The 22,839-nt window shown below is 67.3% G+C and carries 26 protein-coding genes, 1 tRNA gene and 1 riboswitch; of the genes, 20 read left to right on the forward strand and 7 right to left on the reverse strand.

Annotated features, from left to right (window positions below):
• Window positions 1-153: 153 nt before the first annotated feature.
• From Q0938_RS16010 to Q0938_RS16020, 3 genes are all read left to right on the forward strand, one after another.
• Window positions 154-372 carry a hypothetical protein gene (locus Q0938_RS16010; RefSeq protein WP_299364476.1) on the forward strand — a complete coding sequence of 73 codons (219 nt, stop codon included), beginning with the start codon at window positions 154-156 and terminating at the stop codon, window positions 370-372.
• Window positions 373-408: 36 nt separating this feature from the next.
• Window positions 409-867, forward strand: a complete 459-nt coding sequence (locus Q0938_RS16015; RefSeq protein WP_299364479.1) for an isoprenylcysteine carboxylmethyltransferase family protein — start codon at window positions 409-411, stop codon at window positions 865-867.
• 102 nt (window positions 868-969) lie between these two features.
• Complete coding sequence (locus Q0938_RS16020) at window positions 970-2,256, forward strand: homoserine dehydrogenase (protein WP_299364482.1); 1,287 nt, start codon at window positions 970-972, stop codon at window positions 2,254-2,256.
• A gap of 19 nt (window positions 2,257-2,275) precedes the next feature.
• Here Q0938_RS16020 and Q0938_RS16025 read toward each other — a convergent pair whose 3' ends face one another.
• A complete protein-coding gene (locus Q0938_RS16025; RefSeq protein WP_299364485.1) occupies window positions 2,276-2,932 on the reverse strand; it encodes a GntR family transcriptional regulator in 657 nt (218 codons plus the stop codon).
• A gap of 78 nt (window positions 2,933-3,010) precedes the next feature.
• Window positions 3,011-3,709 (reverse strand): SprT family zinc-dependent metalloprotease, encoded by a 699-nt coding sequence (locus Q0938_RS16030; RefSeq protein WP_299364488.1) that lies wholly within the window; start codon window positions 3,707-3,709, stop codon window positions 3,011-3,013.
• A 117-nt stretch (window positions 3,710-3,826) separates the two neighbouring features.
• Here Q0938_RS16030 and Q0938_RS16035 point away from each other — a divergent pair, with 117 nt between their 5' ends.
• Both Q0938_RS16035 and Q0938_RS16040 read left to right on the forward strand, forming a co-directional pair.
• Window positions 3,827-4,144, forward strand: coding sequence for a TIGR02300 family protein (locus Q0938_RS16035; RefSeq protein WP_299364491.1), 318 nt, complete (start codon window positions 3,827-3,829; stop codon window positions 4,142-4,144).
• A gap of 161 nt (window positions 4,145-4,305) precedes the next feature.
• Window positions 4,306-4,381 (forward strand) — tRNA-Ala (locus Q0938_RS16040).
• A 106-nt stretch (window positions 4,382-4,487) separates the two neighbouring features.
• Here Q0938_RS16040 and Q0938_RS16045 read toward each other — a convergent pair.
• The 5 genes from Q0938_RS16045 to Q0938_RS16065 form a co-directional block, all read right to left on the reverse strand.
• Window positions 4,488-4,841, reverse strand: a complete 354-nt coding sequence (locus Q0938_RS16045; RefSeq protein ID WP_299364494.1) for a TadE family protein — start codon at window positions 4,839-4,841, stop codon at window positions 4,488-4,490.
• Window positions 4,842-4,885: 44 nt separating this feature from the next.
• Window positions 4,886-5,338 (reverse strand): TadE family protein, encoded by a 453-nt coding sequence (locus Q0938_RS16050; RefSeq protein ID WP_299364497.1) that lies wholly within the window; start codon window positions 5,336-5,338, stop codon window positions 4,886-4,888.
• Between the two features lie 221 nt (window positions 5,339-5,559).
• On the reverse strand, window positions 5,560-5,766 hold the full coding sequence (locus Q0938_RS16055) for a hypothetical protein (RefSeq protein ID WP_299364500.1): 207 nt from the start codon (window positions 5,764-5,766) through the stop codon (window positions 5,560-5,562).
• Between the two features lie 49 nt (window positions 5,767-5,815).
• On the reverse strand, window positions 5,816-7,195 hold the full coding sequence (locus tag Q0938_RS16060) for a type II and III secretion system protein family protein (RefSeq protein WP_299364503.1): 1,380 nt from the start codon (window positions 7,193-7,195) through the stop codon (window positions 5,816-5,818).
• Window positions 7,179-7,433: a hypothetical protein gene (locus Q0938_RS16065; protein WP_299364506.1), complete on the reverse strand. Its 255-nt coding sequence runs from the start codon at window positions 7,431-7,433 to the stop codon at window positions 7,179-7,181. The genes Q0938_RS16060 and Q0938_RS16065 overlap by 17 nt, the downstream gene beginning before the upstream one ends.
• A 45-nt stretch (window positions 7,434-7,478) precedes the next feature.
• On the opposite strand from Q0938_RS16065, the gene Q0938_RS16070 reads away from it, so the two are divergent.
• The 15 genes from Q0938_RS16070 (at window position 7,479) to Q0938_RS16140 (ending at window position 22,838) form a co-directional block, all read left to right on the forward strand.
• Window positions 7,479-8,126: a TRAP transporter large permease subunit gene (locus Q0938_RS16070; protein ID WP_299364578.1), complete on the forward strand. Its 648-nt coding sequence runs from the start codon at window positions 7,479-7,481 to the stop codon at window positions 8,124-8,126.
• 66 nt (window positions 8,127-8,192) lie between these two features.
• Window positions 8,193-9,368: an AGE family epimerase/isomerase gene (locus Q0938_RS16075; RefSeq protein ID WP_299364508.1), complete on the forward strand. Its 1,176-nt coding sequence runs from the start codon at window positions 8,193-8,195 to the stop codon at window positions 9,366-9,368.
• A gap of 262 nt (window positions 9,369-9,630) precedes the next feature.
• Complete coding sequence (locus Q0938_RS16080; RefSeq protein WP_299364510.1) at window positions 9,631-10,077, forward strand: YaiI/YqxD family protein; 447 nt, start codon at window positions 9,631-9,633, stop codon at window positions 10,075-10,077.
• Window positions 10,078-10,270: 193 nt separating this feature from the next.
• Window positions 10,271-11,548 (forward strand): AI-2E family transporter, encoded by a 1,278-nt coding sequence (locus tag Q0938_RS16085; protein ID WP_299364512.1) that lies wholly within the window; start codon window positions 10,271-10,273, stop codon window positions 11,546-11,548.
• A gap of 175 nt (window positions 11,549-11,723) precedes the next feature.
• Window positions 11,724-11,827: riboswitch (TPP riboswitch) on the forward strand.
• Window positions 11,820-12,431, forward strand: coding sequence for a YkoF family thiamine/hydroxymethylpyrimidine-binding protein (locus tag Q0938_RS16090; RefSeq protein WP_299364516.1), 612 nt, complete (start codon window positions 11,820-11,822; stop codon window positions 12,429-12,431). It overlaps the preceding riboswitch by 8 nt.
• Window positions 12,432-12,459: 28 nt before the next feature.
• A complete protein-coding gene (locus Q0938_RS16095; protein ID WP_299364519.1) occupies window positions 12,460-13,215 on the forward strand; it encodes an ABC transporter permease in 756 nt (251 codons plus the stop codon).
• On the forward strand, window positions 13,208-13,948 hold the full coding sequence (locus Q0938_RS16100; protein WP_299364520.1) for an ABC transporter ATP-binding protein: 741 nt from the start codon (window positions 13,208-13,210) through the stop codon (window positions 13,946-13,948). The genes Q0938_RS16095 and Q0938_RS16100 overlap by 8 nt, the downstream gene beginning before the upstream one ends.
• Window positions 13,945-14,931 (forward strand): ABC transporter substrate-binding protein, encoded by a 987-nt coding sequence (locus Q0938_RS16105; RefSeq protein WP_299364523.1) that lies wholly within the window; start codon window positions 13,945-13,947, stop codon window positions 14,929-14,931. The genes Q0938_RS16100 and Q0938_RS16105 overlap by 4 nt, the downstream gene beginning before the upstream one ends.
• Before the next feature lie 771 nt (window positions 14,932-15,702).
• A complete protein-coding gene (phaC, locus tag Q0938_RS16110; protein WP_299364525.1) occupies window positions 15,703-17,490 on the forward strand; it encodes a class I poly(R)-hydroxyalkanoic acid synthase in 1,788 nt (595 codons plus the stop codon).
• Between the two features lie 253 nt (window positions 17,491-17,743).
• The gene (locus Q0938_RS16115; RefSeq protein ID WP_299364528.1) at window positions 17,744-18,196 is read left to right on the forward strand and encodes a (2Fe-2S)-binding protein; all 453 of its coding nucleotides are present in this window, start codon (window positions 17,744-17,746) and stop codon (window positions 18,194-18,196) included.
• A gap of 9 nt (window positions 18,197-18,205) precedes the next feature.
• On the forward strand, window positions 18,206-20,371 hold the full coding sequence (locus Q0938_RS16120) for a molybdopterin cofactor-binding domain-containing protein (protein WP_299364530.1): 2,166 nt from the start codon (window positions 18,206-18,208) through the stop codon (window positions 20,369-20,371).
• A 162-nt stretch (window positions 20,372-20,533) separates the two neighbouring features.
• The gene (locus Q0938_RS16125) at window positions 20,534-20,698 is read left to right on the forward strand and encodes a hypothetical protein (RefSeq protein WP_299364533.1); all 165 of its coding nucleotides are present in this window, start codon (window positions 20,534-20,536) and stop codon (window positions 20,696-20,698) included.
• A complete protein-coding gene (locus Q0938_RS16130) occupies window positions 20,682-21,965 on the forward strand; it encodes an NAD(P)/FAD-dependent oxidoreductase (RefSeq protein ID WP_299364536.1) in 1,284 nt (427 codons plus the stop codon). The genes Q0938_RS16125 and Q0938_RS16130 overlap by 17 nt, the downstream gene beginning before the upstream one ends.
• A gap of 1 nt (window position 21,966) precedes the next feature.
• The gene (gene soxX / locus Q0938_RS16135) at window positions 21,967-22,389 is read left to right on the forward strand and encodes a sulfur oxidation c-type cytochrome SoxX (protein WP_299364538.1); all 423 of its coding nucleotides are present in this window, start codon (window positions 21,967-21,969) and stop codon (window positions 22,387-22,389) included.
• Window positions 22,386-22,838 carry a SoxY-related AACIE arm protein gene (locus Q0938_RS16140; protein WP_299364541.1) on the forward strand — a complete coding sequence of 151 codons (453 nt, stop codon included), beginning with the start codon at window positions 22,386-22,388 and terminating at the stop codon, window positions 22,836-22,838. Before soxX ends, Q0938_RS16140 begins: the two co-directional genes overlap by 4 nt.
• Window position 22,839: the final 1 nt, after the last annotated feature.

Genomic DNA, 22,839 nt, shown 5'->3' on the forward strand with positions numbered 1-22,839 from the left:
CTCAGCATCACAACGAAAGCCGCCTGATCATGCCCTCAGGCCATCCGGGAAATTACACCAGCTTGACGGACGTGACCGCTGATTGCCCGCCTGGACCGGACCCTGCGCCAGACCGGACGCACCGACGCCGATCTGATCGACACGCTGACCGAGGTGAAGGCCTGGCGCAACCTGCTGTGCCACGCGGTCTGGCAGCCGGCGCCCGCGGGTGGGTGGCAGCCGGTCTTTGCCGGCAGTCGAGGCGAGCGCTTTGACGGAACGCTGGGGATCGAGGATCTGCGTGCGGTCCGCGCGCTGACCATGCACACCGCCCATAGGGCCGCGCGGGTGATCCATTCCACGGGCGATGGCGACTGGACGACCGACGACTGAGGGCGGACATTGCGCCGTTGAACCGGAGTGCCGATGATGACCACGCCTGATACCCCCCGAGGTCCCCTGCAGTACCCGCCGGTTTGGCTGGCCCTGTTCGCCGCGATGGCATGGGCCGCCGGACAGTTTTGGCCACACGGGTCCCCGTTCGTTCGGGTGATGGGGTGGGCGCTGATCGCAGCCGGTATCCTGCTGATGGGGGTGGCTGCGCTGACGATGGCACGCGCCCGCGCTACCCTGATGCCGACCAGCCGCCCCACGGCGCTGGTCACCCACGGCGTCTACGCATTCAGCCGCAATCCGATCTATTTGGCCGATGCGATCATCCTCGCCGGGTTGTGCCTGATCTGGGCACCGCTGGCGCTGCCGGTGCTGGTTCCCGGTTTCATGATCGCGATCACGCGGCGCTTCATTACGCGCGAGGAAAGGTGGTTGCGCGAGCGGGATGCCGCGACCTTCAGCGCCTGGGCCGCACGGACACGGCGCTGGCTCTAGCGGACCGGCCCTCCTGCCCGGCAAGGCGTGCCGGGCGGCCGGTCGTTGCAATCCCCCCGCGGGCCGGGCTAACACCGCGCCACCCTAGTGCACGAGGCCCTCATGTCCGCCCCCCTGCGTCTTGGCATCGCCGGTCTCGGCACGGTCGGGATCGGTGTCGTCAAGATCATCCAGAACCACGCCGACCTGCTGGCCGCGCGCTGCGGCCGCGCCGTGACCATCACCGCCGTCTGCGCCCGCGACCGGCACAAGAACCGCGACGCCGATCTGTCGGACTACGCGTGGGAGGAATCGGCCGTCGACCTGGCCCGGCGCGATGATGTGGACGTGTTCGTCGAGCTGATCGGCGGCGACGAGGGCATCGCCAAGGACGCGACCGAGGCAGCGCTGGACAGCGGCAAGGATGTGGTCACGGCCAACAAGGCGATGCTGGCCGTGCACGGCCAGGCGCTGGCCGAGCGGGCCGAGGCGCAGGACAGGCTGATCAGGTTCGAGGCGGCGGTCGCGGGCGGAATCCCGGTCATCAAGACGATGACGGAAAGCCTGGCGGGCAATGCCCTCACCCGCGTCATGGGGGTGATGAACGGCACCTGCAACTACATCCTGACCCGGATGCAGTCCGCGGGCCTGCCCTACGAAACGGTATTCGAAGAAGCCCGGCAGCTCGGTTATCTGGAGGCTGATCCGACGCTGGACGTGGGCGGCATCGACGCATCTCACAAGCTGGCGATCCTGGCCGCGATCGCCTTCGGCACCCGCGTCGCCTTCGACGCGGTGGAGATCGAGGGCATCGAGCGGGTGTCGATCGACGACATCAACCGCGCCGCCGACATGGGGTACCGGATCAAGCTGCTCGGCGTTGCCCAGATGACGGCGCGCGGGCTGGAACAGAGGATGTCGCCCTGCCTCGTGCCCTGCGACAGCCCGCTGGGCCAGCTGGAGGGCGGCACGAACATGGTCGTGATCGAGGGCGACGCGGTCGGGCAGATCGTGCTGCGCGGCGCCGGTGCCGGCGAAGGGCCCACCGCCAGCGCGGTCCTGTCCGACATCGTCGACATCGCGCGGGGCATCCGCCTGCCGGTGTTCGGCCAGCCGGCCGCGGCGCTGCAGACGCCCCATCCGGCCCGCACGGCGGTCCCCGCTGCCTATTACCTGCGCTTGGAACTGGCCGACAAGCCCGGGGCGCTGGCCAAGGTGGCCACGGTTCTGGGCGACGCCGGCATCTCGATCGACCGGATGCGCCAGTATGGCCATGCCGCCGGATCGGCCCCGGTACTGATCGTCACTCACAAGACCACGCCCGAGGCGATCGACCATGCCATCGCCGCCCTGCCCCGTACCGGCGTGATCACCGGCGACCCCGTCGAGCTGCGCATCGAAGAGGTGTGACGGCGGCCTGCGTCGCCGCTCAGCGCGGCGGCTCGGCCGGCATCAGGTGCCGCAGACCCTGCGAGACATCGGCGCGCACCGCCAGTCGCAGTCCCGGTTCGTCCCCGGCCCGCAAAGCAGCCAGGATCATCCGGTGGTGCCGGGGCGGCTCATTGCGGCGCATCCTCTGGTAGACGGCGCGCATAGTCGGGCCCAGCTGCAGCCAGATGGTTTCCAGGACGGCGAGCATCGCCGGCGCTTGCGCCCGCAGATACAGGGTGCGATGAAACTCCAGATTGGACCGCATGTAGCCGACCGCGTCATGGTTCTGCGCGGCGTCGCCGATCCCGGCGTTGATCGCCGCCAGCCGGTCGATCAGCGCCAGATGCGCTCGTGGCAGGGCGCGCGCGGCAAGTTCCGGCTCGATCAGCGCCCGCAGGGTCGCCAGTTCCTCCAGCCGCTCCACCGACAGTTCCGGCGTCGTGACACGGCCGGACCCGGAGAGCGTCAGCGCGCCTTCGGCGACCAGCCGTCGCACCGCCTCGCGCGCGGGGGTCATGCTAACCCGGTGTTCCGCGGCCAGCCCGCGCAAGGTCAGGGCACGTCCCGGCGGCAGTTCGCCCAGCATGATCCGCCCGCGCAGGCTGCGATACAGCCGCTCATGCGCGGCGGGCTGGGTCGGGGTGGCAGTGGCCATGAGATGCTTGTGATCACACGCACGGCACGGGTCAAGAGACGCGGCGGCCCCGTGTTCGGTCAATCCTCCTGCGGGACTCTAGTCGCGGAAGCGCCAGCACAGCAGATCGCCGCCGTGCCGCCGCAACCACGCCCGATGCGCTGCATGCTCCGGCAGCAGGCGCTCTACTTCCCCCCAGAACCGTGGCGAATGGTCCATGTGAGCCAGATGCGCGACCTCGTGGGCGGCGACGTAATCCAGCACCGCCGGTGGGGCCATCGCCAGGCGCCATGAAAACATCAGCCTGCCATCATGCGTGCAGCTGCCCCAGCGCGACCGCGTGTCGCGCAGGGTGATCGCGGCAAACCCTCGGCCCAGCACCGCCACATGACGGTCGCAGGCAGCGGCCAGCCGGTCGCGGGCCCGATGTTTCAGCCACGCCTCGAGCAGCGGACCGACCGGGCGGTGATCCGGGACCATAAGCACGTCCGCATCCAGCGCAACGGTCCGCACCGGACCCGGCGTCACGATGCGGTCGCGCCCCTCGACCGGAAGGGCAGACCCAGGGACCACAGTCCGGGGCACCGGCATGGCGCTGCGGGTCTGACGCAGCCACCCGGCCCGCGACACGGCGAAGGCGCGCGCCGCGGCGGGATCGGCGCGCAGCGGCATGGTCAGCACCACACCGCCGTCGCTACGCGAAACCCGCAGGGTCATCCGGCGCGCGCGCGCATGGCGGCGCAGCGTGACCGGGATGTCGCCGTCCACCACGATGATCGCTGCATCCCCTCCGGTCATCCCTGCCATCCCGTCGAACCGTCAGCCCGGCCCGGATCGGGGAAAAGGCTTTGACACCCCCCGGCGCCTGTGGCACGGGACACCGGATCTACCTGACCCCGGCAGAAAGACATTGCAATGCCCAAGGAAGAATGGGGCACGAAACGCCTGTGCCCGCAGTGCCAGACACGGTTCTATGACCTGCAGCACGATCCGATGACCTGCCCGTCCTGCGGGGTCGAGTTCACGCTCGAGGCGCTGCAGAGCGGCCGCACCCGGGCGCTGATTTCGGAAAAGACCGCAGCACCCGACACCGACCAGGACGCAAGCCTTGATGACGAGGAGCTGGGTGACGACGCCGGCGATCTGGACGACGATCTGCTGGAAGACGACGACGATGAAGACAACGTGTCGCTGGACGAGATCGCCGACGTCGCAGAAAGCGACGAGGACTGATCCTCGCCAGGCGCCGCGCGTGAACAGAGGGGCCATGAGGCCCCTTTTTTCATGGCGATCGTCACCGCCCGCGCTGCCTGACTTTTTGCGCTTGCGCCCCCGGACGCCTGCTCCTATACGACCCCCCACGCAGGCAGCGGTTGCTGCTGCGGACCTCCGGTGGGGCCATAGCTCAGTTGGTAGAGCGCTTGAATGGCATTCAAGAGGTCAGGGGTTCGACTCCCCTTGGCTCCACCAAACTCCACTGCCCCGCCAAGGGTCCGCTTTCTCGGACCGCGCGACGGTGAACCCGCCCGGAAAAGTAGGCGTCAATCGATACCAAAACAGCTATTTCGTCTGGCCCTCAAGGCAGCGGGATCGATCGATCAACGCTGAGTGTAATGCTGTTCTGATACAGGTCGGGCAGCAGCAGGGTCAGGGGCTGTCGCAGGGTGATCGGCATGATTCCGTCGACCGAGGGCAGAGCAAGTTCGACCTGCAGTTCACTCTGATCGAATGTGATCGTGTCGCGGATGGCCGCTTCCAGCTCCTCGAGATCAGTGGCCGTTTGCGGGCGATGGATCAGCGCTTTTCGCGTTGCGATGTCTGCCGCGAAGACCAGTTGATTGCGGATGAACAGGGCGCGGCCGAACTCGAATATCCCCAGGATCAGGACGATGGCGAGCAAGCCGACCAACGCGAACTCGATCGCCGCCACCCCGGACTCGCAGCACAGCGGGCGGCGCAGCTGTCGACGGTGCGTCATCGCACCTGCACTTGCAGGGATCGCGACAGGACGATGTCTGGGAGGAATATCCCCGAGAATGACTTCGAAGCAGTCAGAGAATAATAGATCCCCGTGGGCTCGGCGCCCGGACAGGTGGTGGAACAATCAACTGTGACCTGGGGGTTGTCGGGACAGGCACACATTGGCGACGTCGGCACCTCGACGAAAACAGACTCGTCGCCACTGGCTGCGATTAGCATCGGTTCGATCTTTGCAGCGTCAACACCCGCCATGATGCTCTGCGCCCCTGTTCGCAGAAGCGACCCGATGGTCATCTGCTCGGTGAGCGCGCGGCCCACATCCACGGTTCCGAGGAGGCCGAGCACCAGAACCGGAGCGAGCAGGGCAAACTCGATGGCGGATGCGCCCCGTTCCGCGACAAGGATCGAGGACAGCTTCCGGTAGACGGTGAGCGGGAACGATCCCATCAGGCAACACGTCTCCTCGCGCTGGCAGGACTAGCCTGACCGACGCGATAAGCCCGATGGCGAATGGAAACAATCGCAAAGCGGGAACAAGGTAAACGCCAGATCAACGCGCAGGGTCGGCTTCGCTGTCCAACACAGACGAGGTCAGTCAAAACCGGCGGCTAAATGGCAATGCCGGAGAAGGTCGCTGCCTACTGGACCTGAACGACAAGGCGGGGAGCCTAGGTGGCCGGCGTGACCTCCACGGCCGAAACCGGGCTTGCGACCGGCGCGGCGCCTGTCTGGTATTGCTGTATCACGTCGACCGCGCGTGGTCCAAAGCCGCCCGGGTTCGCGCCATACCCATAGGCAGGCCCGATCGTCTGGCTGCTCAGGTTTCTAAGTTGCGCCGACCCGGCGTCCGGAAACAGCCCGTCCGTATGGGACATCGGGTCCGCGCACCCTGCCAAGGCCGTGACAGCGCTCAGAAACAGGGCTCTAACCACCGCTGCTGCCCTCGATGATGTGCCCAAACGGTCCGTCGATCGAGCGCCTGCGCAGGCGGCGCTCCAACTCGCCGCGGGTGATCTCCTGCGTGCCGGTCAGGAAGAACTCCCCCTCGGTCGTCAGGATCGAGTCGTCCAGCGGGGTTGCGATCCGTTCCGTGGGGCCACCAGGCTTGTTCAGGTACGGTGTGACGATGATGACCAGGTCGGTTTCATCCTTCTGCCACGACGCCGAGCGAAAGAGCGCCCCCAGCACCGGAACGCTACCCAGCCACGGCACCTGCGACCGGCGCCGCGCGTTGTTGCGCTGCAGCAGGCCGGCGATCACGAAGCTCTGCCCGGCACGTAGTTCGATCGTCGTACTGGCGCGCCGCGTGGAAAAGCTCGGCAGCTCGATGGTGCCGGTGTTGTAGGTGTTGTTCAGGTCAAGCTGGCTGACCTCGGGCTCGAGCGTCAGGTTGATCAGGCCGTTGCCCAGCACGACGGGCGTGAAACTGAGCCGGACCCCGAACTCCTTGTATTCGACGCTCACCTCGTCACCGTCCTGCGCCACCGGGATGGGCACCTCGCCACCGGCCAGAAAGCTGGCCGTTTCCCCGGACAGCGCGGCCAGCGTCGGCTCGGCAAGGTTGCGCACCAGCCCCCTCTCCTCCAGCGCCTCGATCAGGAGATTGACCGATATCCCGTCCTCGACCAGGGTCGCGAGGAAGCTGCCGAACGGCACCGGATTGGCGATCCGGCCGGTCCCCAGCTGAAGGCGGTCATTCGAGTCGCTCTGCGCCACGACCCCGAGGCCGATGGCCTGGCCGGCCTCGCGGGATGCCTCGATCATCCGGACTTTCAGGAAGACCTGCTGCGGATCGACGACGTCGATGGCGTTGACCACCGCGTCCGATCCGTACTGGTCGGCGATTTCCAGCACGCGCGTCAGCGTCACCGCGTCGGGAACGGTTCCCGACAGGCGCAACCGCCCGTTCACGGATTCCGCCCTGACATTGCCACCCACCCCGCGCAGCACCGACGCAAGGTCCCCCGTGTCGACCGTGATCTCGAGATCGACCAGCCCGACGAGCGCGTCCTCTGAAAACACCTGCAGGTTCGTCTGCCCCAAGCTCTGCCCCAGGATGAAGAACGATCGCGGGGACACCACGACGACATCGGCGATCTCGGCGTCTCCGATCACCACTTCCTGGATGTCCTGTGCGGTCGTGAACACGCGGGACTCGCCCACCGGGATCTGCAGTTGCGCGGCTCGGCTGGTGCTGAGCGTGACCCCGGTCCCGTCCTGCGCCACGCCGGAGGTTGCAAACAGGCACAGCAGCATGAACGCCCACGCAAGCCGCGGCAGCATGGCGTTAACCGGATGAGGCATTGCGGAGGATCCTGAGGTTGTTCTCGATGACCGGGTGGCCGGGCTGCAGGCGCCGGGCCTGCGCCAGGCTGACCGAGGCGCGGCCGTAATCGCCGCGGAGCAGGTACGAGAAGCCGACGTTGTTGTGATAGGCAAAGGTTTCGCCGCCGATCTTGCGGCAGCTGGCATAGGTCTGATCGGCGAGCTCGAACCGGTACAGCCAGTCATATGAGCCTGCGAGGCCCAAGCAGGCCTCCATGTTCCGGGGCGACCCTTTCAATGCCTGCGCGAAATAGCGCGCCGCATAGCGCTGGCGCTGATGACGCCGATCATCATCGTCGGCGGCATCGTCGGCGGCTTCTTCACGCCGACCGAGGCCTCGGTGATTGCGGCACTCTATGCCCTCTTCCTCGGCGTGGTCGTCTACCGCACCATCGGCCTGCGCCTGCTGACCGAGGTCCTCTACGACACGGGGCGCTTCGCCTCAATCGCGCTGTTCTGCATCGGCACCGCCAGCGCCTTCGGCTGGCTGCTGGCCTATTTCAAGGTGCCGGCCGCCCTCGTCCTCTACGTGCAGGCGATGGAGCTGGGCGTGACCGAGATGGGCTTTGCGGTGGCGATCGCGTTCCTGATCATCGGCTGCTTCATCGATGCGATCCCCGCGATCATCATCCTCGGAACGGTGCTCTGGCCGGTCACCCAGGCGGTGGGCATGCACCCGATCCACTTCGCCATGATCGGCGTGATCAGCCTGGCCTTCGGGCTGGTGACGCCGCCCTACGGGCTGTGCCTGCTGATCTCCTGTTCGGTGGCCGGCATATCGGTGAAACGGGCGCTGCGCGACGTCGCCATCATCCTGGCGCCGATGCTGGCCATTCTGGCACTGATCATCATCTTTCCGTCGATCAGCCTCTGGCTGCCGCGGATGCTGATGCCACAATTCGTCGACTGAGCCGTCGAGGGGAGCATCTAGGCATGGACCGAGCCTGTCGTTCGTCATGACACCGGGAGGGAACAGATGACTGGCAGCGAAGCCCGACCGGACCTCTGGCTCTATCAGGACGCGATGCCGTTCTGGGTGGAGCGCGCGCAGGACCGGCGGCATGGCGGCTTCTTCGACCGGCTCTCTGCCGACGGCGCGCGCTATGCGGAGGATGCCAAGACGACGCTGGTACAGGCGCGTATGCTGTTCACCTGCGCTCATGCCCGGCTGCACGGCGGCGGCAGCGAATGCGTCGACGGCGCCGAGGCTGCGCTGGCCTTTCTCACCGATCATCTGCGCGACTCGTCCGATGGCGGCTTCTTTCGCGCGGTCGGCCGCGACGGCAGCCGGGCCGCGCCCGCCGCGAATCTGGTCAAGGACGCGTACGACCACAGTTTCGTGCTGCTCGGCCTCGCGGCCTGGCTGCGGCTCGGCGCCTCGCCCGCAGCGCGGGCGTTGATCGATACCACGTTCGACTGGCTGCACGGCACGCTCTTCGATCCGGCCACCGGCGGCTATCACGAGGATGACCGCGTGACGCGACCGGCGGAGCCCTATCCGCTGCCACGCCGTCAGAACCCGCACATGCATCTGTTCGAGGCGCTGCTGGCGCTCTACGAGACGACGGGCGAGGCGCGCTGGCTGGATCACGCCCGCCGCATCCTCGGGGTGTTCGAGGCGTATTTCTTCGACGCCGAAACCGGTTCGCTGCGAGAGTTCCTGGATCGTGACCTGGGTCCGGCGCCGCCGCCCGCGGGGCTAATCCGGGAACCCGGCCACCAGTTCGAATGGGTCTGGTTGCTGCACCGCTACGCGGCGCTGACCGGCGACCACCGCTTCGACGATCACGCCACGGCACTCTATCGCTTCGGCTGGACCCACGGCACGCACCGGGGCGGCGGCTTCGATGGCGCCGTCTATGACGAGATCGATCCGTCGGGCGCGCCGATCACCACGTCGATGCTGCTGTGGCCACAGACCGAGGGCATCAAGGCGCATCTGGCGCGGGCCGAGTCCGCCGGAGAGCGCGACGGCGTGGCCCGCGCCCGGCACTTGTCGGCCATGCTGTTCCGGAACTACATCAGCCCGGACCGCCCGATCTGGCGCAACCAGATCGACCTTGACAGCAGGACCCTGCAGCCCGACGCACCGACGCGACTGCTGTACCACGTCGCGATGGCGGTCATCGAGGGCCAACGGCTCGGGGCATGAGGGCATGCCCGTGGCGTGTGAAATCCGGAAGTCGCGTGCGGACATGCGGCATGAACGGCTTGGCGTCTTGGCGTTGTCGAAGGTTGGCGCGGGGAGCCGTATCCGAGCGAGGACAAGCGGGCGCTGTCGCGACGACCTGCCGGCTTCAGCCCTCCGCCTGGCCGCAGCGCAGTGGATCCGAGGCTGTCGGTGGCAAGGGATGGCCGGTAAGCTGATCGTCGAGGCGGACGCCGGGATCCCGGTGCCAGAAGGACTGTGATGAATGACGATCTATGTCGATGCCGACGCCTGCCCCGTGAAGGCCGAGGTCGAGCGCGTGGCCACCAGACACCAGTTGCGCGTCCTGATCGTGTCCAACGGAGGGATCCGGCCGTCGGCAAACCCGCTGATCGAAACCGTGATCGTGCCGGAGGGACCGGACGAGGCCGACAGGTGGATCGCCGATCGCGCCGGTCCTGGCGATGTGGTGGTCACCGGCGACATTCCCCTGGCCGCGAAATGCGTCGAAGCGGGTGCCCAGGTTCTGAAGCATGACGGCGCGACGCTGAGCGCGGAAAACATCGGCAACGTCTTGGCGACACGCGACCTGATGGCCGATCTGCGGTCCGCCGATCCGTTCCGGCAGGGCGGCGGGCGAGGGTTCACGAAAGCCGACCGGTCGCGATTCCTCGACGCGCTGGAACGTGCCGTGCGCCGAGCGAGCCGCTGAGCGGCCCCATGCTGAAGCCGCAACGGAACGGACCACAGCCGAACACCTCGGCAGAATCGGCGAGGCTCCTGCCGGATCGGGCTTCGCGAGAAGCTCAAATCCTCAGGACCGGGATATTTTACCTGCTTGGGCGGTTATAGGAGCAGCAAGGTTCGCCGGGACAAAGGGGACAGATGTGAGCAAAGAGGAAACGATGCACGATGTTCCGCCGGGCGAAACCTCGTCGAAGGCGGACCGACCGACGCTCTACCTCACCCTGATGACGATCGTCGCCGTCGTTCTGTCGGGCTGGGCCCTGCATGCCTTGGCAACGGTCTTCGTCCCGCTTCTCACCGCAATTCTCCTGGCGCTTGCCGTGATCCCGGTCCGCGACTGGATCCGGAAACGGGTATCGCGCAGGTTCCAGTGGCTGGGCATCGTGGCTGCCATGGCACTGATCCTGCTGATCCTGGCGGGGTTCGTCGCGGGCGTCTGGATCGCCGCGCAGCAGGTGACCGAACGGGTGCCCAGCCTTGGACGGCAACTCGTGGGCGAACTGCAGGACGGCGGCCAGCAGGGCTCGGTCCCGGAGCAAACAACGGCGGAACCAGGCGATCTTTTGGACATGGCAACGGATGCGCTCGTTGCTGGTGACGCACCCACGGGTGAGGACCGAACCAGTCGCCCCGACGCCGCGACCGCCAGCGCTCCGCCCGGCGGCAACGACCCCGTACGCGGTGCCGCCGAAAGCATCGGCTCGGCAGACCAGTCGCCTGCCCCGTTTCTGCGGATGGTGGGAGAACGGAGCCTGCGGCTTGCCGGGGGACTCGCGGAAGCCATCCTCAGCTCCTTCCTGTCGCTGGTCGCCGGGGTCGCACTGATCCTGTTCCTGACCCTGCTTCTTCTGATTGAGAGCGGCGAATGGCGCGGCAAGATCCGGACTATCATGCAGCCACGCAACGAATGGCGGCTCACCGAGTCCGCCGACGTGATCGCAGGCAAGGTGCGTGACTATCTTGGGATGCGGGCGGTGGTGGGGGCTGCAACTGCACTACTCTACGCGCTGTGGCTGTGGCTGTTCGGGGTCGACCTGGTTCTCGTCTGGGCGCTGCTGACGTTCCTCTTGAACTTCGTTCCGACGATCGGCTCGCTGATTGCCGGGCTGCTGCCGGTCGCCTACGCCATGATCACCCAGAGTTGGGGCTCCGCCCTCGCGGTCGGCGCAGGCCTCCTCGTCATCGAACAGGTGATGGGCAACTACTTCGATCCGCGTCTTCTGGGCCGCAGCATTGCCCTGTCCCCGCTCGTGATCCTCGTGTCGCTGGTGTTCTGGGGTTGGGTCTGGGGCATAGCCGGCACGCTGCTGGCCGTCCCGGTGACCGTCGCCATGGTGGTGCTCGGCGCCCACGTTCCGGTGCTGCGGCCCTACGCACTCCTGCTGACCGACCGAACAAGCATGAGGGGACTGGATGAGGCGACGCGGGCCAAGTAGGCGCAGCCAGCCTCTGGCTGCGGACCTGTCGCGTCTCCCCACCAGCAACCTTGGCGCACGCTCGACCAAGACGTCCGATCCATCCGCGAAGTTTCAGCATGGCCGCGCACTTCCATCGCGCGCGGGTCCATTGCGGCCGGACGCGTTGACACTTCGATGATCCATGCCCATTCTCTGCGTCTGCCAGGGGTGCTCCGTTCGGGGCTGAGATGCGCGGTTCGCGCGAACCCTCAAGCTGATCTGGGTAATGCCAGCGGAGCGAGGAGAAGCCATGTTCATCGGCGCGCAACTGTCCCTTTATCCCATGGCGTCCGACTTTGTCGGAGTCATAACCCACGCACTGGGTGAGCTGGACCCCTATCGCGACGCATTGCGGATCGAGACCGACGACATCTCGACGCTGATGGTTGGCGCGCCGGGCCCGCTCTTCGATGCGATCCGGGATCTCTTCGCAGCGGCGGCCCGCGGGCCAGACCACGTCGCGCTGCATGCGACGCTGTCGCGGGGCTGCCCCGGAGAGCCTGACGAGCCGTCCTGCCGCTGCGAGACGCTGACGGTGGCGCAGGACCAGCCGCTCGCCGTTCGCAGCGCGGACGCGCTTGCCGCGGTGGCGGACGCGCCACTGTCAGGGGTCGAGATCGACGTGCAGTTCTCGCTCTACGTCATGGGCGCCGACCGCCACATGGACGAGATCTACGGATGCATCGACTTCCTGAAACAGTCCGGCGTGTTCCTGCGGTCGAAGAACTTCTGCACCCGGCTGCGGGGCGACGCCGGCCCCGTGGTCGAGGCGGTGCGGCAGGCGTTCCTGCGCTTCGGTCCGGCCGAGGGGCATGTCACCATCGACCTCACCGCATCGGCCAACAGCCCGTCGCCGCGCTGAGCGCGGCCCAGGCGCACCGGATTGCTGCATGTTCCCGCGCCCGCATCCTGCGCTTGTGCTGATTGTTCTGCTGCTGGTGCTCTGGGAGGGCTACAGCCGCCTGTCCGGCGTCTCGCCGCTGGTCCTGCCGGGCCCGAGCGGCGTCGTTCGCGCGCTGATCGCCGACCGCGCCGCGATCGGCCGCCACGGGATCAGCACGCTGGGGGTGGCCGCCCTGGGTTTCTCTGCGTCGGTCGGATTCGCCTTTGCCACATCCGTTGCCCTGCATTTCCGTCCCTGGGCCGCACGCGGGCTGATCCCGCTCTTCGTGGCCAGCCAGACCATTCCGCTGGTCGCGCTGGCGCCGCTGATGATCCTGTGGTTCGGCTTCGGCCTGCTGCCCAAGGTGCTGCTGGTCATCCTCGTGACCTTCTTTCCGGTGCTGCTGAGCCTGCTCTCCGGCTATGCCCAGGTGCCGCGCGACTATGTCGACCTGCTGGCCTCGATGGGGGCGCGTCCCCGGCTGATCTTTCGCCGCGCCACGCTGCCAGCGGCGCGCGCCGCGTTCTTCAACGGCCTGCGGATCTCGGCCACCTACGCGATCGTCGCCACCATCTTCGCCGAATATGCGGGGGCACGGCGGGGCCTGGGGATCTATATCCTGGCGGCAAAGAACAGCTTCCGCGCCGACCTGGTCCTGGCCGCGGTGGTCGTCTCCGCGGCGCTGACGCTCGCGCTTCTCGGCATGCTGCACCTGATCGACCGCGTGACCGCGCGCAACCCCCTGGCAGGTCGCCATGCTTGAGGTCATCGGCCTCGACGTGCGCGCGGGGGGCGCGATCCTGCTCGAGGATCTGACGGTCAGGCTCGACGCACCTGCGCTGACCTGCCTGATCGGCCCCTCGGGCTGCGGCAAGAGCACGCTGCTGCGATGGCTGGCCGGGGTTCTTCCCCCGGCTCACGCGGCGGCGGGACGCCTGGTCCTCGATGGACAACCCGCCGCCGTCCCGCATCCGGCGATCGGCTATCAGCCACAGAACGACGCCCTGTTCCCCTGGCTGACGGTGGCCGAGAATGCGGCACTGGGCCTCGAGGTGGCCGGCCTGCGCCGCCCCGAGGCCATGGCGCGGGTGACCCCGATGCTGGCCGCCTTCGGCCTCGACGGCACCGCGGGGCTGTTTCCCGACGCCCTGTCCGGCGGCATGCGCCAGCGCGCCGCCTTCCTGCGGACGATGGCGACCGAGGCCCGCTGGCTGCTGCTGGACGAGCCGTTCTCGGCCCTGGACGCGGTCACCCGCATCCGCATGCAGCGCTGGCTGTGCGGCCGCCTCGCGGTGCAGCCGCGGGGCGTGCTCATCGTCACCCATGATCTGCACGAGGCCACGAGCCTCGCCGACCGCATCCTGGTGATGGCCGGGCCCCCGGGTCGGATCGTCGCCGACATCCCCGTGCCGCTCGCACGCGCCGCGCGGACCGAGGCGGGTCTCGCGCCCCTGCGTGAGACCCTGAAGACCCTGCTCCTGGAGGATGACCCATGATATCCCGCGCCCTGCTTGCCGCCGCTCTGACCGCGACCCTTCCTGTCGCCGCCCCTGCGGCCGAAAAGGTCGAGGTGGCGCTCGACTGGATGCTGAACACCAACCATGTCGGTCTGGTCGTCGCCCGCGAGCGCGGCTTCTACGAAGAGGTGGGTCTCGACGTCGACCTGCTGCCCTATTCGGACACCAGTTCCTCGGCGCTGCTGGCAGGTGGTGCCGCGGATTTCGCCTACATGACGGCGCTCGGCTTCATGAGCGCCCGGGCCGGGGGCGCCGACCTCGTGGCGCTCTGGGCCACGATGCAGCACGAGACCGGGCGGCTGGTCTACAACAGCGACAATCCCGACATCACCCGGCCGGCGGACCTGTCGGGCAAGATCTACGCGGGCTTCGGCAGCGCCTGGGAAGATGCCCTGATCAGGACGATGATCCGCAATGACGGGGGCGATCCGGTCTATGACACGGTGACGCTCGGCACCGGCGCCTACGAGGCGCTCGCCGCGGGCAAGGTCGACTTCACGCTGGAGGTGGCGACCTGGGAGGGCGTGAACAGCGAACTCCTCGGCCGCAGGCAATCGTCGTTCCGCTACGCCGACTACGGCATTCCCGACCAGCAGAACGGCTATATCGGCACCCGTGGAGAGATCCTGGAGGATAAGCCCGACCTAGTGCGCGCCTTCATGACTGCCACGCAGAAGGGCTATGAATGGGCGGCCGACAACCCCGAGGACGCGGCCGACCTGCTGATAGCGGCCGGGGACTTCCCGAACCGCGAACTGGTGCACGGCTCGATGCAGGCGATCGTCGGCGGCGGCTATCTGCGCGACGGCCAGGTGCCGGTTGGGAGGATCGACCCGGCCCGCTTTCAGGAGATGGCACGGTTCCTCTATGACAGCGGGGTGCTGAAGGGCGCTGACGGCGCACCTCTCTCTTGGCCGGGCAGCGTCGACGACTGGCATGATCAGGGTTGGATGGGCGAATGACCTGACCCCTGCCCTCTCGCTGGTTGTGTGAAAGACCTCGCGGATCGGCCGCGTCTGTTGTCGACCGCCCACAACCATGCGAGTTGATCGCGGCGCGAGGGTGCCGCCCGAGCGATGCAGACCGACGTCGTAGTGCAGAAGTTTCCCGTCGACGCGCTCGCAAACGCAAGCAGCTGACCTCGCACCACGACCAGTTCAGTTTGGCGCGGGCGGACTGTCCCTATCGGAGCTTCCGCCACAATCTTAGACTACACATCTCCCTCGCCCGTGCCTGTCCAGCAGGTCACAGATCAGGCCTCTTTGTCTCGCTGGCGTCGCTCGAACGGCTCTCCGCCTGTTGCCGAACGGCATGCCACGTCGATAATTTGGCCCCTCCCGTTCGTTTACTTGAACCTGAGATGTCATTTCAAAACGCTTGCTGGTCTAAGACCGTGTGCGGACATCCAGATACGACACACTTGCGCGGGATTGACCCCGAGGACCTGCGCGACGCATGATGGATGGGGTTGGGGGACCGCTCATCGTACTCGGCAAGGGCTGCACTTTCGGGCGCACCGACCCGGTCTCAGTCCCGCGCCTCCGATGGCGGAAGTCCGGGCCACCGCATCCAGGCGTTGGAGAACGAGCATGGCCGAAGATACCGCCGGAGATACCCCAAGGTCTGGGACCGTGCCTGGCCCCGATGTCCTGCTGCGGATGTGGAGTTCCTGGATGGATCAGGTTTCCGCGTCTCCGCCGTATGCAGCCGGTTCAGATGTCGCGCGGACGGACGTGTTCAGCGTTCCGCTTGCCGGGTCGCTCGCGGGCGGTACGCAGCAGCTTCAGGAGGCGCTGTCACAGAACCCGACGCTCCGCTCGATCGACCAGATGTGGAACGCGAACCCGCTGCGGGACGTCATCCCGCTGGACTGGGCAGAGATTGCCCGCGCCCTGCGTATCGTCTGGGTGCGCTCGCTGTCGCGTCCCGAAACGGCCGTGGCCGTGATGGAGTTCAATCAGGAGCTGTGGCGTTCGGCGATAAACGTCTGGCACGAGGCGGGGCAGCGCTGGCTGGGCATGGCGCAGGCCGCGCAAGAAAAGGCCCCGGCCGCTGCCCCGACGGACAAGCGCTTTGCCGCACCCGAATGGCACTCGAACCCGGCCTACCGCACCCTGATGGAGGTCTATCTGCTCGCCTCCAACTGGCTGCTGGAGCAGAGCAAGGCGGAAAACATCGACGATGCCGAGGAGCGGCGCATCAACTTCCACCTGCGCCAGTTCGTCGACGCGATGAGCCCGACCCTGATGCTGCTGTCCAACCCCGCCGCGCTGCGCAAGGCGATCGAAACCGGGGGTACCAGCCTCGCCGCAGGGGCGCGGAACCTGATGGCCGACCTCGCCGCCGGGCGGCTCAGCATAACCGATGCGGACGCCTTCGCGCCGGGACGGAACCTCGCGCTGACCCCCGGCAAGGTGGTCCATCGCAACCGGCTGATCGAACTCATTCAGTACGCGCCCGCTACCAAGCAGGCGCACCAGATCCCGCTGCTGATCCTGCCGCCCTGGATCAACAAGTACTACATCCTCGACATGCAGCCCCGGAACAGCATGGTGAAATACCTGGTGGATCAGGGCTTCACCGTATTCATGGTCTCGTGGAAGAACCCGGATGCCTCGATGGACGGGATCGGCATCGAGGATTACATGGACCTGGGCCTGCTCGAGGCGAGCGATGTCGCGCGGGAGATCACCGGCAGCCCCACGGTCAACATCATGGGCTACTGCATCGGGGGCACGCTGCTGACGATGACTCTCGCGATGCTTGCGGCCAAGGGTGACAAGCGGATCAACTCGGCCAGCTTCATGGTCTCGCTTCAGGACTTCTCGCGGGTGGGTGAAACCGCGGTGTTCATGGACGAGCCGGGGCTAGACCTGATCGAGCAGCAGATGATGGATCGCGGCTATCTCGACAGCCGCGAGATGTCGAACATGTTCAGCCTGCTGCGCTCGAACGACCTGATCTGGGCCAACGTGGTCAACAACTACCTGCTGGGCAACAAGCCGCCGGCCTTCGACCTGCTTTACTGGAACAGCGACGGGACGCGCATGACCCGTGCCGCGCACAGCTGGTATCTTCGCAACACCTATGTCGAGAACAACCTTGTCGAGCCCGGCAAGGTCACGCTGAAGGGCGTTCCTCTGGATCTGGGGACGATCAAGCAGGACTGCTACGCGATCGGGGCCGAAAAGGACCACATCGTGCCTTGGGACGCAGCTTGGCGCATCACGCAGCTGTTTGGCGGGGACGTGCGGTTCGTGCGCGCCTCCAGTGGACATATTGCCGGGGTCATCAATCCACCGGGCGGCAAGGGCGCCTACTGGACGCGAGAGGTTGCCGAAGCGGCACATAGCCCCGAACAGTGGCTGCAGAGCGCGACGCGGCACGACGGCAGTTGGTGGACGGACTGGAGGGACTGGCTCTCCGCCCGCTCGGGCAAACTGGCCGCGCCGCCCCCGATGGGCAGCGCGCGGCACCCTGCCCTTCAGGATGCCCCCGGCAGCTACGTTCTGGAGAAGTAGCGGCGAAAGACTGCTGCTGCTCTCGCGAACTCATCCCGGCTGCCCTGGGTTGCGTCCTCAGGACCAGCAATCTGTGTCCGATTAGCACGTGCCGTCGGCGCGCCGTCGACTGATACGCCCTCAGATTCGGGCACTCCCTGAGTCTCAGCGCTAGCTACCAGAAGCGACGAACCGCTCAGGTTGAGAATGTGCTTTTTCGGAGCGCCCAGCGCACCTATGCTGCGACAAAGTGCAGCATGGGGGAGCAAGACAGATGCCACAACTCACCGTGAACGGCAGTGTCCACGATGTGGAGGCCGAGCCCGACACGCCGCTGCTCTGGGTGCTTCGCGAGCAGCTGGGGCTCACCGGCACGAAGTTCGGCTGCGGCATCGCCGTCTGCGGCGCGTGCACGGTGCATGTCGGCGGCGTCGCGACCCGCTCCTGCCAGCTCCTGATCCAGGACATCGCGCCCGAGGACGAGATCACCACGATCGAGGGCCTCTCGCCCGATCGGACCCACCCGGTCCAGCAGGCCTGGCTCGAAATCGACGTGCCGCAGTGCGGCTATTGCCAGTCCGGCCAGATCATGGCGGCCGCGGCGCTCCTCGCCAGCAACCCGAGCCCCACGGATGAGGATATCGACGCCGAGATGTCGAACATCTGCCGCTGTGGGACCTACAACCGGATCCGCGCGGGCATCAAGCGCGCCTCCGAACTGCTCTGAGGAGGGGACATGACACAGCATTTGACGCTGAGCCGCCGCGGATTTCTCGCGAGCCTCGCTGCCGGCGCCTTCTCGCTCGGCTTCCGCATCCCCACGGCCGCAGCGCAGGGGGCCGTGCCCGGCACGCCCGAGCTCAATGCCTGGGTGGTCATCCAGCCGGACGACACGGTGGTCATCCGCGTCGCCCGCATCGAGATGGGCCAGGGAACACTGACCGGCCTCGCGCAGCTGGTCGCCGAGGAACTGGACGCTGATTGGGAGAAGGTCACCTGGGAATACCCGACCCCCGGCCAGAACGTCGCGCGCGACAGGGTTTGGGGCCAGTTCGGCACCTTTGGCAGCCAGGGCATCCGCGCCTCGCAGCAATATGTCCGCGAGGGCGGCGCCGCGGCACGCGCCATGCTGCTGCAAGCCGCCGCGCACCGCTGGGGCATCGAGCCGGCGACGCTCACGGTGTTGAAAGGCGTGATTTCCGGGCCGGACGGCCAGACCCTACGCTATGGCGAGCTGGCGGCCGAGGCGGCCCAGCTGGAGGTGCCTGAGGCGGTGCAGCTCAAGGATCCCGCGACATGGACCATCGCGGGCAAGCCGTTGAAGCGGCTCGACACGGTGGGCAAGCTCGACGGCAGCCAAGTCTATGCCATCGACATGAAGCTGCCGGGCATGGTGAATGCCGCAATCCGGCAAAGCCCGGTCCTGGGATCGACGGTGGCGAGCTTCGACGCCGCTTCGGTGACCGGCATGCCCGGTGTCCGCAAGGTCGTGCAGATCGACGACAACGCCATCGCCGTGGTCGCTGACACGTGGTGGCGCGCGAAGACCGCGCTGGACGCCCTTCCCATCGAGTGGACCGAGAGCGAGCACGCCAGTCTCTCGATGACCGATGTCCACGCCATGCTGGACGAAGGACTCCGCGCCGAGCAGGCCTTTGTCGGGAATGAGGCAGGCGACGTGCAGGCCGCCATCGAAGCTGCGGCGCAGGTGGTCGAGGCAGAGTACTATTTTCCCTGGCAGCACCACGCGACGATGGAGCCGATGAACGCGACGGCCCTCGTCACGGCCGACCGGTGCGAGGTCTGGGTCGCGACCCAGGATGCCGAGGCGGAGCTTGCCGTCGCGTCCGAGGCCTCGGGGCTGCCCATCCCGCAATGCGAGGTCTACCGCCTCCATCTCGGCGGCGGTTTCGGACGGCGCGCGAGTTCGCACGAATTCACCCGGCAGGCGGTCCTGATCGCCAAGGAGATGCCCGGTACGCCGGTCAAGCTCATCTGGAGCCGCGAGGAGGACATGATCCACGGCACGTTCCATCCGGTCACCAAGGCACGGATGGTCGGGGCGCTCGATGACCAGGGCAACCTCACCGGCCTCCACATGCGGATCTCGGGCCAGTCGATCGCCGCGGCGCTGATGCCAGGGATGCTCGACCAGGGAAAGGATCCCTTCACCTTCCAGGGTCTCAATCCGGACGGGGAGGAAGGGCAGTTCGGCTACACGGTTCCGAACCTGCTGATCGACCACGCGATGCGCAACCCGCCGGTGCGCCCCGGCTTCTGGCGCGGGGTGAACAACAACCAGAATGCCTTCTACCTGGAAAGCTTCATGGACGAGCTGGCCCATGCGGCCGGGCGCGACCCGCTCGAGTTCCGTCGTTCGCTCATGCAGGACCATCCGCGCCACCTCGCGGTGCTCGAGGCCGCCGCCGACGGCATCGGCTGGGATACGCCGCCGCCGGAAGGCGTGTTCCGCGGGCTCTGCCAGCACATGGGATACGGCAGTTATGTCGCGGCCGCCGCCGAGGTGTCGGTGGACGACCGCGGACAGCTGACGATCCACCGGATCGTCGCGGCGACCGATCCGGGGACCGTGGTCAATCCGCAGCAGATCGAGGCGCAGATCGACGGTTCCTTCGCCATGGGCCTGAGCGCTGCGTTGCATGGCGAGATCACCGTGGAGGACGGGCGCATCCAGCAGGAGAATTTCGACACCTATCCCATCCTGACCATGCTGGAGATGCCAGCCGTCGAAAGCCTGATCCGGCCCTCGGGCGGTTTCTGGGGCGGCGTGGGCGAGCCCACGATCTTCGTCGCCGCGCCCGCGGTGCTCAACGCCATCTTCGCGGCGACGGGAAAGCGTGTCCGACAGCTCCCGCTCGCCAACCACAGCCTCGCGAACTGAGCCAGCCGGGGCGGCGCCGGGGCACCCAGATGAGGAGCGAACTGCATGCGGATTCTTGCGATCGCCCTGCTCGCGGGACTTGCACAGCCCGCCCTGTCCCAAGGCGCGCCGCCGGGGGCTTGGTCCTGCACGGGTTGCCATGGCCCGCATTCGGGAACGACCATGGATCTTCGGACCCGTTCCGCCGAGGACATCGATGCCGCCCTGGCCGCATTCCGGGCGGGAACGCGCCCGGCGACGGTGATGGACCGGATCGCCCGCGGCTTCACCCTGGACGAGTCGCGCGCCATCGCCCAGTGGATCGCAGACCATGCGCGGCGCGAGTGACACCATGCCGCTGACCCGGCGGCGCATGGTGAGCGCGGGTGGGGCTGCCCTTGCCCTCCCCTTCCTCGGCCGTGGCGCGCAGGCACGCGGGTCGGGTCGCGTGGTCGTCGTCGGGGGCGGCTTCGGCGGCGCCACCGCGGCGCGCTTTCTCGCCGCCTTTGGACATCAGGTCACGCTCGTCGAGCGCCAGCCTACGTACTGGACCTGTCCGTTCAGCAACACGGTGCTCGCGGGCCTCAATCGGATGGAGGCGATCGCCTTCGGATATGGCGGGGTTCGAGCCGCAGGGGTGACCGTCCTGCAGGACGACGCGCAGGGGATCGATCCCGAGAGACGTGAGGTCCGGCGCGCCGGCGGTCCCGCCATCCCGTACGACCGGCTTCTCCTCTCGCCGGGCATTGAGCTGCGTTACGACGCCCTGCCCGGCTACGATCAGGCTGCGGCCGAGGTCATGCCCCACGCGTGGATCGCCGGCGCCCAGACCCGGCTTCTGCGACGCCAGCTTGAGGCCATGGAGGATGGCGGCACCGTTGCGATCGCGGTCCCGGACAACCCGTTCCGCTGCCCGCCCGGCCCGTATGAAAGGGCGAGTCTCATCGCCCATTATCTGAAGGCGGAGAAACCGAGTTCCAAGATCCTGATCCTCGACGCCAAGGATGCCTTTTCGAAACGGCCGCTCTTCGAAGAGGCCTGGGCGGCGCTTTATCCCGACATGATCGAATGGGTGCCGGTGTCGAGCGGGGGCAAGGTTGTCGAGGTGGACCCGGCCACGATGACACTGAGGACCGACTTTGCCGAGCATCGCGTCGCCGTTGCCAATGTCATCCCGCCGCAGCGCGCGGGCGCCATCGCCGAAACGGCCGGGGTCGCCGATGCGACCGGCTGGTGCCCGGTAGATCCCGAGACATTCGAATCCGCCCTCGTCCCCGGCATCCACGTGATCGGCGACGCCTGCCTCGCCGGGGCGATGCCGAAATCCGCCTTTGCCGCTAACGCCCAGGCCAAGGTCGTGGCCGGGACGATCGATGCGCTCTTGCGCGGCGAAGCGCCCGGTCCCGCCAAGCTCATCAACACGTGCTACAGTCTCGCTGCACCCGACCATGCCTTCAACGTGGCGGGGGTTTATGAAGCTGTCGACGGGGCGCTAGCCCAGATCGAGGGCGCAGGCGGCACCAGCCCCGTCGGTGCCCCCGCCGACATCCGCGCCCGCGAGGCGGAGTACGCCCGCGCATGGTACGCCACCATCACCGGCGAGGTATTCGGCTGAGATGGCTCGCGCCGCCACCTGCGCCTTTGTCCTTGCCCTCGCCGCGCCAGCAGCGCAGGCGCAAGGGCTGCCCGATCCGCTGACGGATCTACCCGGCGACGCGTCGCGCGGCCGCGCGATCGTTCTCGACCAGCCGCGAAGTCTTTGCGTCCTCTGCCACGCCGGGCCATTCCCCGAGATAGCCTTTCAGGGCAACATCGGACCCGATCTGTCCGGCGTCGGTGACCGCCTGACCCTGCCCGAATTGCGGCTGCGGCTGGTGGACAGCCGCCGGGTGAACCCCGACACGATCATGCCGCCTTTCCACAGCGTCGAAGGGCTTGTTCGGGTGGGCACGCAGTGGAAGGATACCACGATCCTCACGGCGCAGGAGGTCGAGGACGTTGCGGCCTTCCTCGCTAGTCTGAAAGGGCCATCGGAATGACAGCTCGTCCGACCCGACGCACGGCGATGGCACTCGTCCTCGCCGGCCCTCTCGCGCTGCGTCTCTCGCCCGCCGCTGCAACGCCGGACGAAATGCGCGCCGCCGTGGACGCTTTCACCGGCGGCCGTCCCGTGAACCCGGGGCGGGTCACGCTCGACGTGCCGCTTCTCGTCGAGAACGGCAACGCCGTGCCATTGAAGGTCTCGGTCGAGAGCCCAATGACCGAGGACGACTACGTCAAGGAGGTTGCCATCTTCAACGAACGCAACCCGCTGCCTGACGTGATCCGCTTGCACTTCACGCCGCGATCGGGACGTGCCGCGGCCGAGACCCGGATCCGCCTCAGCGGCTCGCAGAACGTCCACGCGATCGCGCGGATGAGCGACGGCTCGCTCTGGTCGGCCGTGGCGGACGTCATCGTGACGGCGCCCGCCTGCGCGGAGAGCTGAG

Origin of the sequence: uncultured Paracoccus sp. (assembly GCF_947496875.1) — a bacterium.
GTDB lineage: Bacteria > Pseudomonadota > Alphaproteobacteria > Rhodobacterales > Rhodobacteraceae > Paracoccus.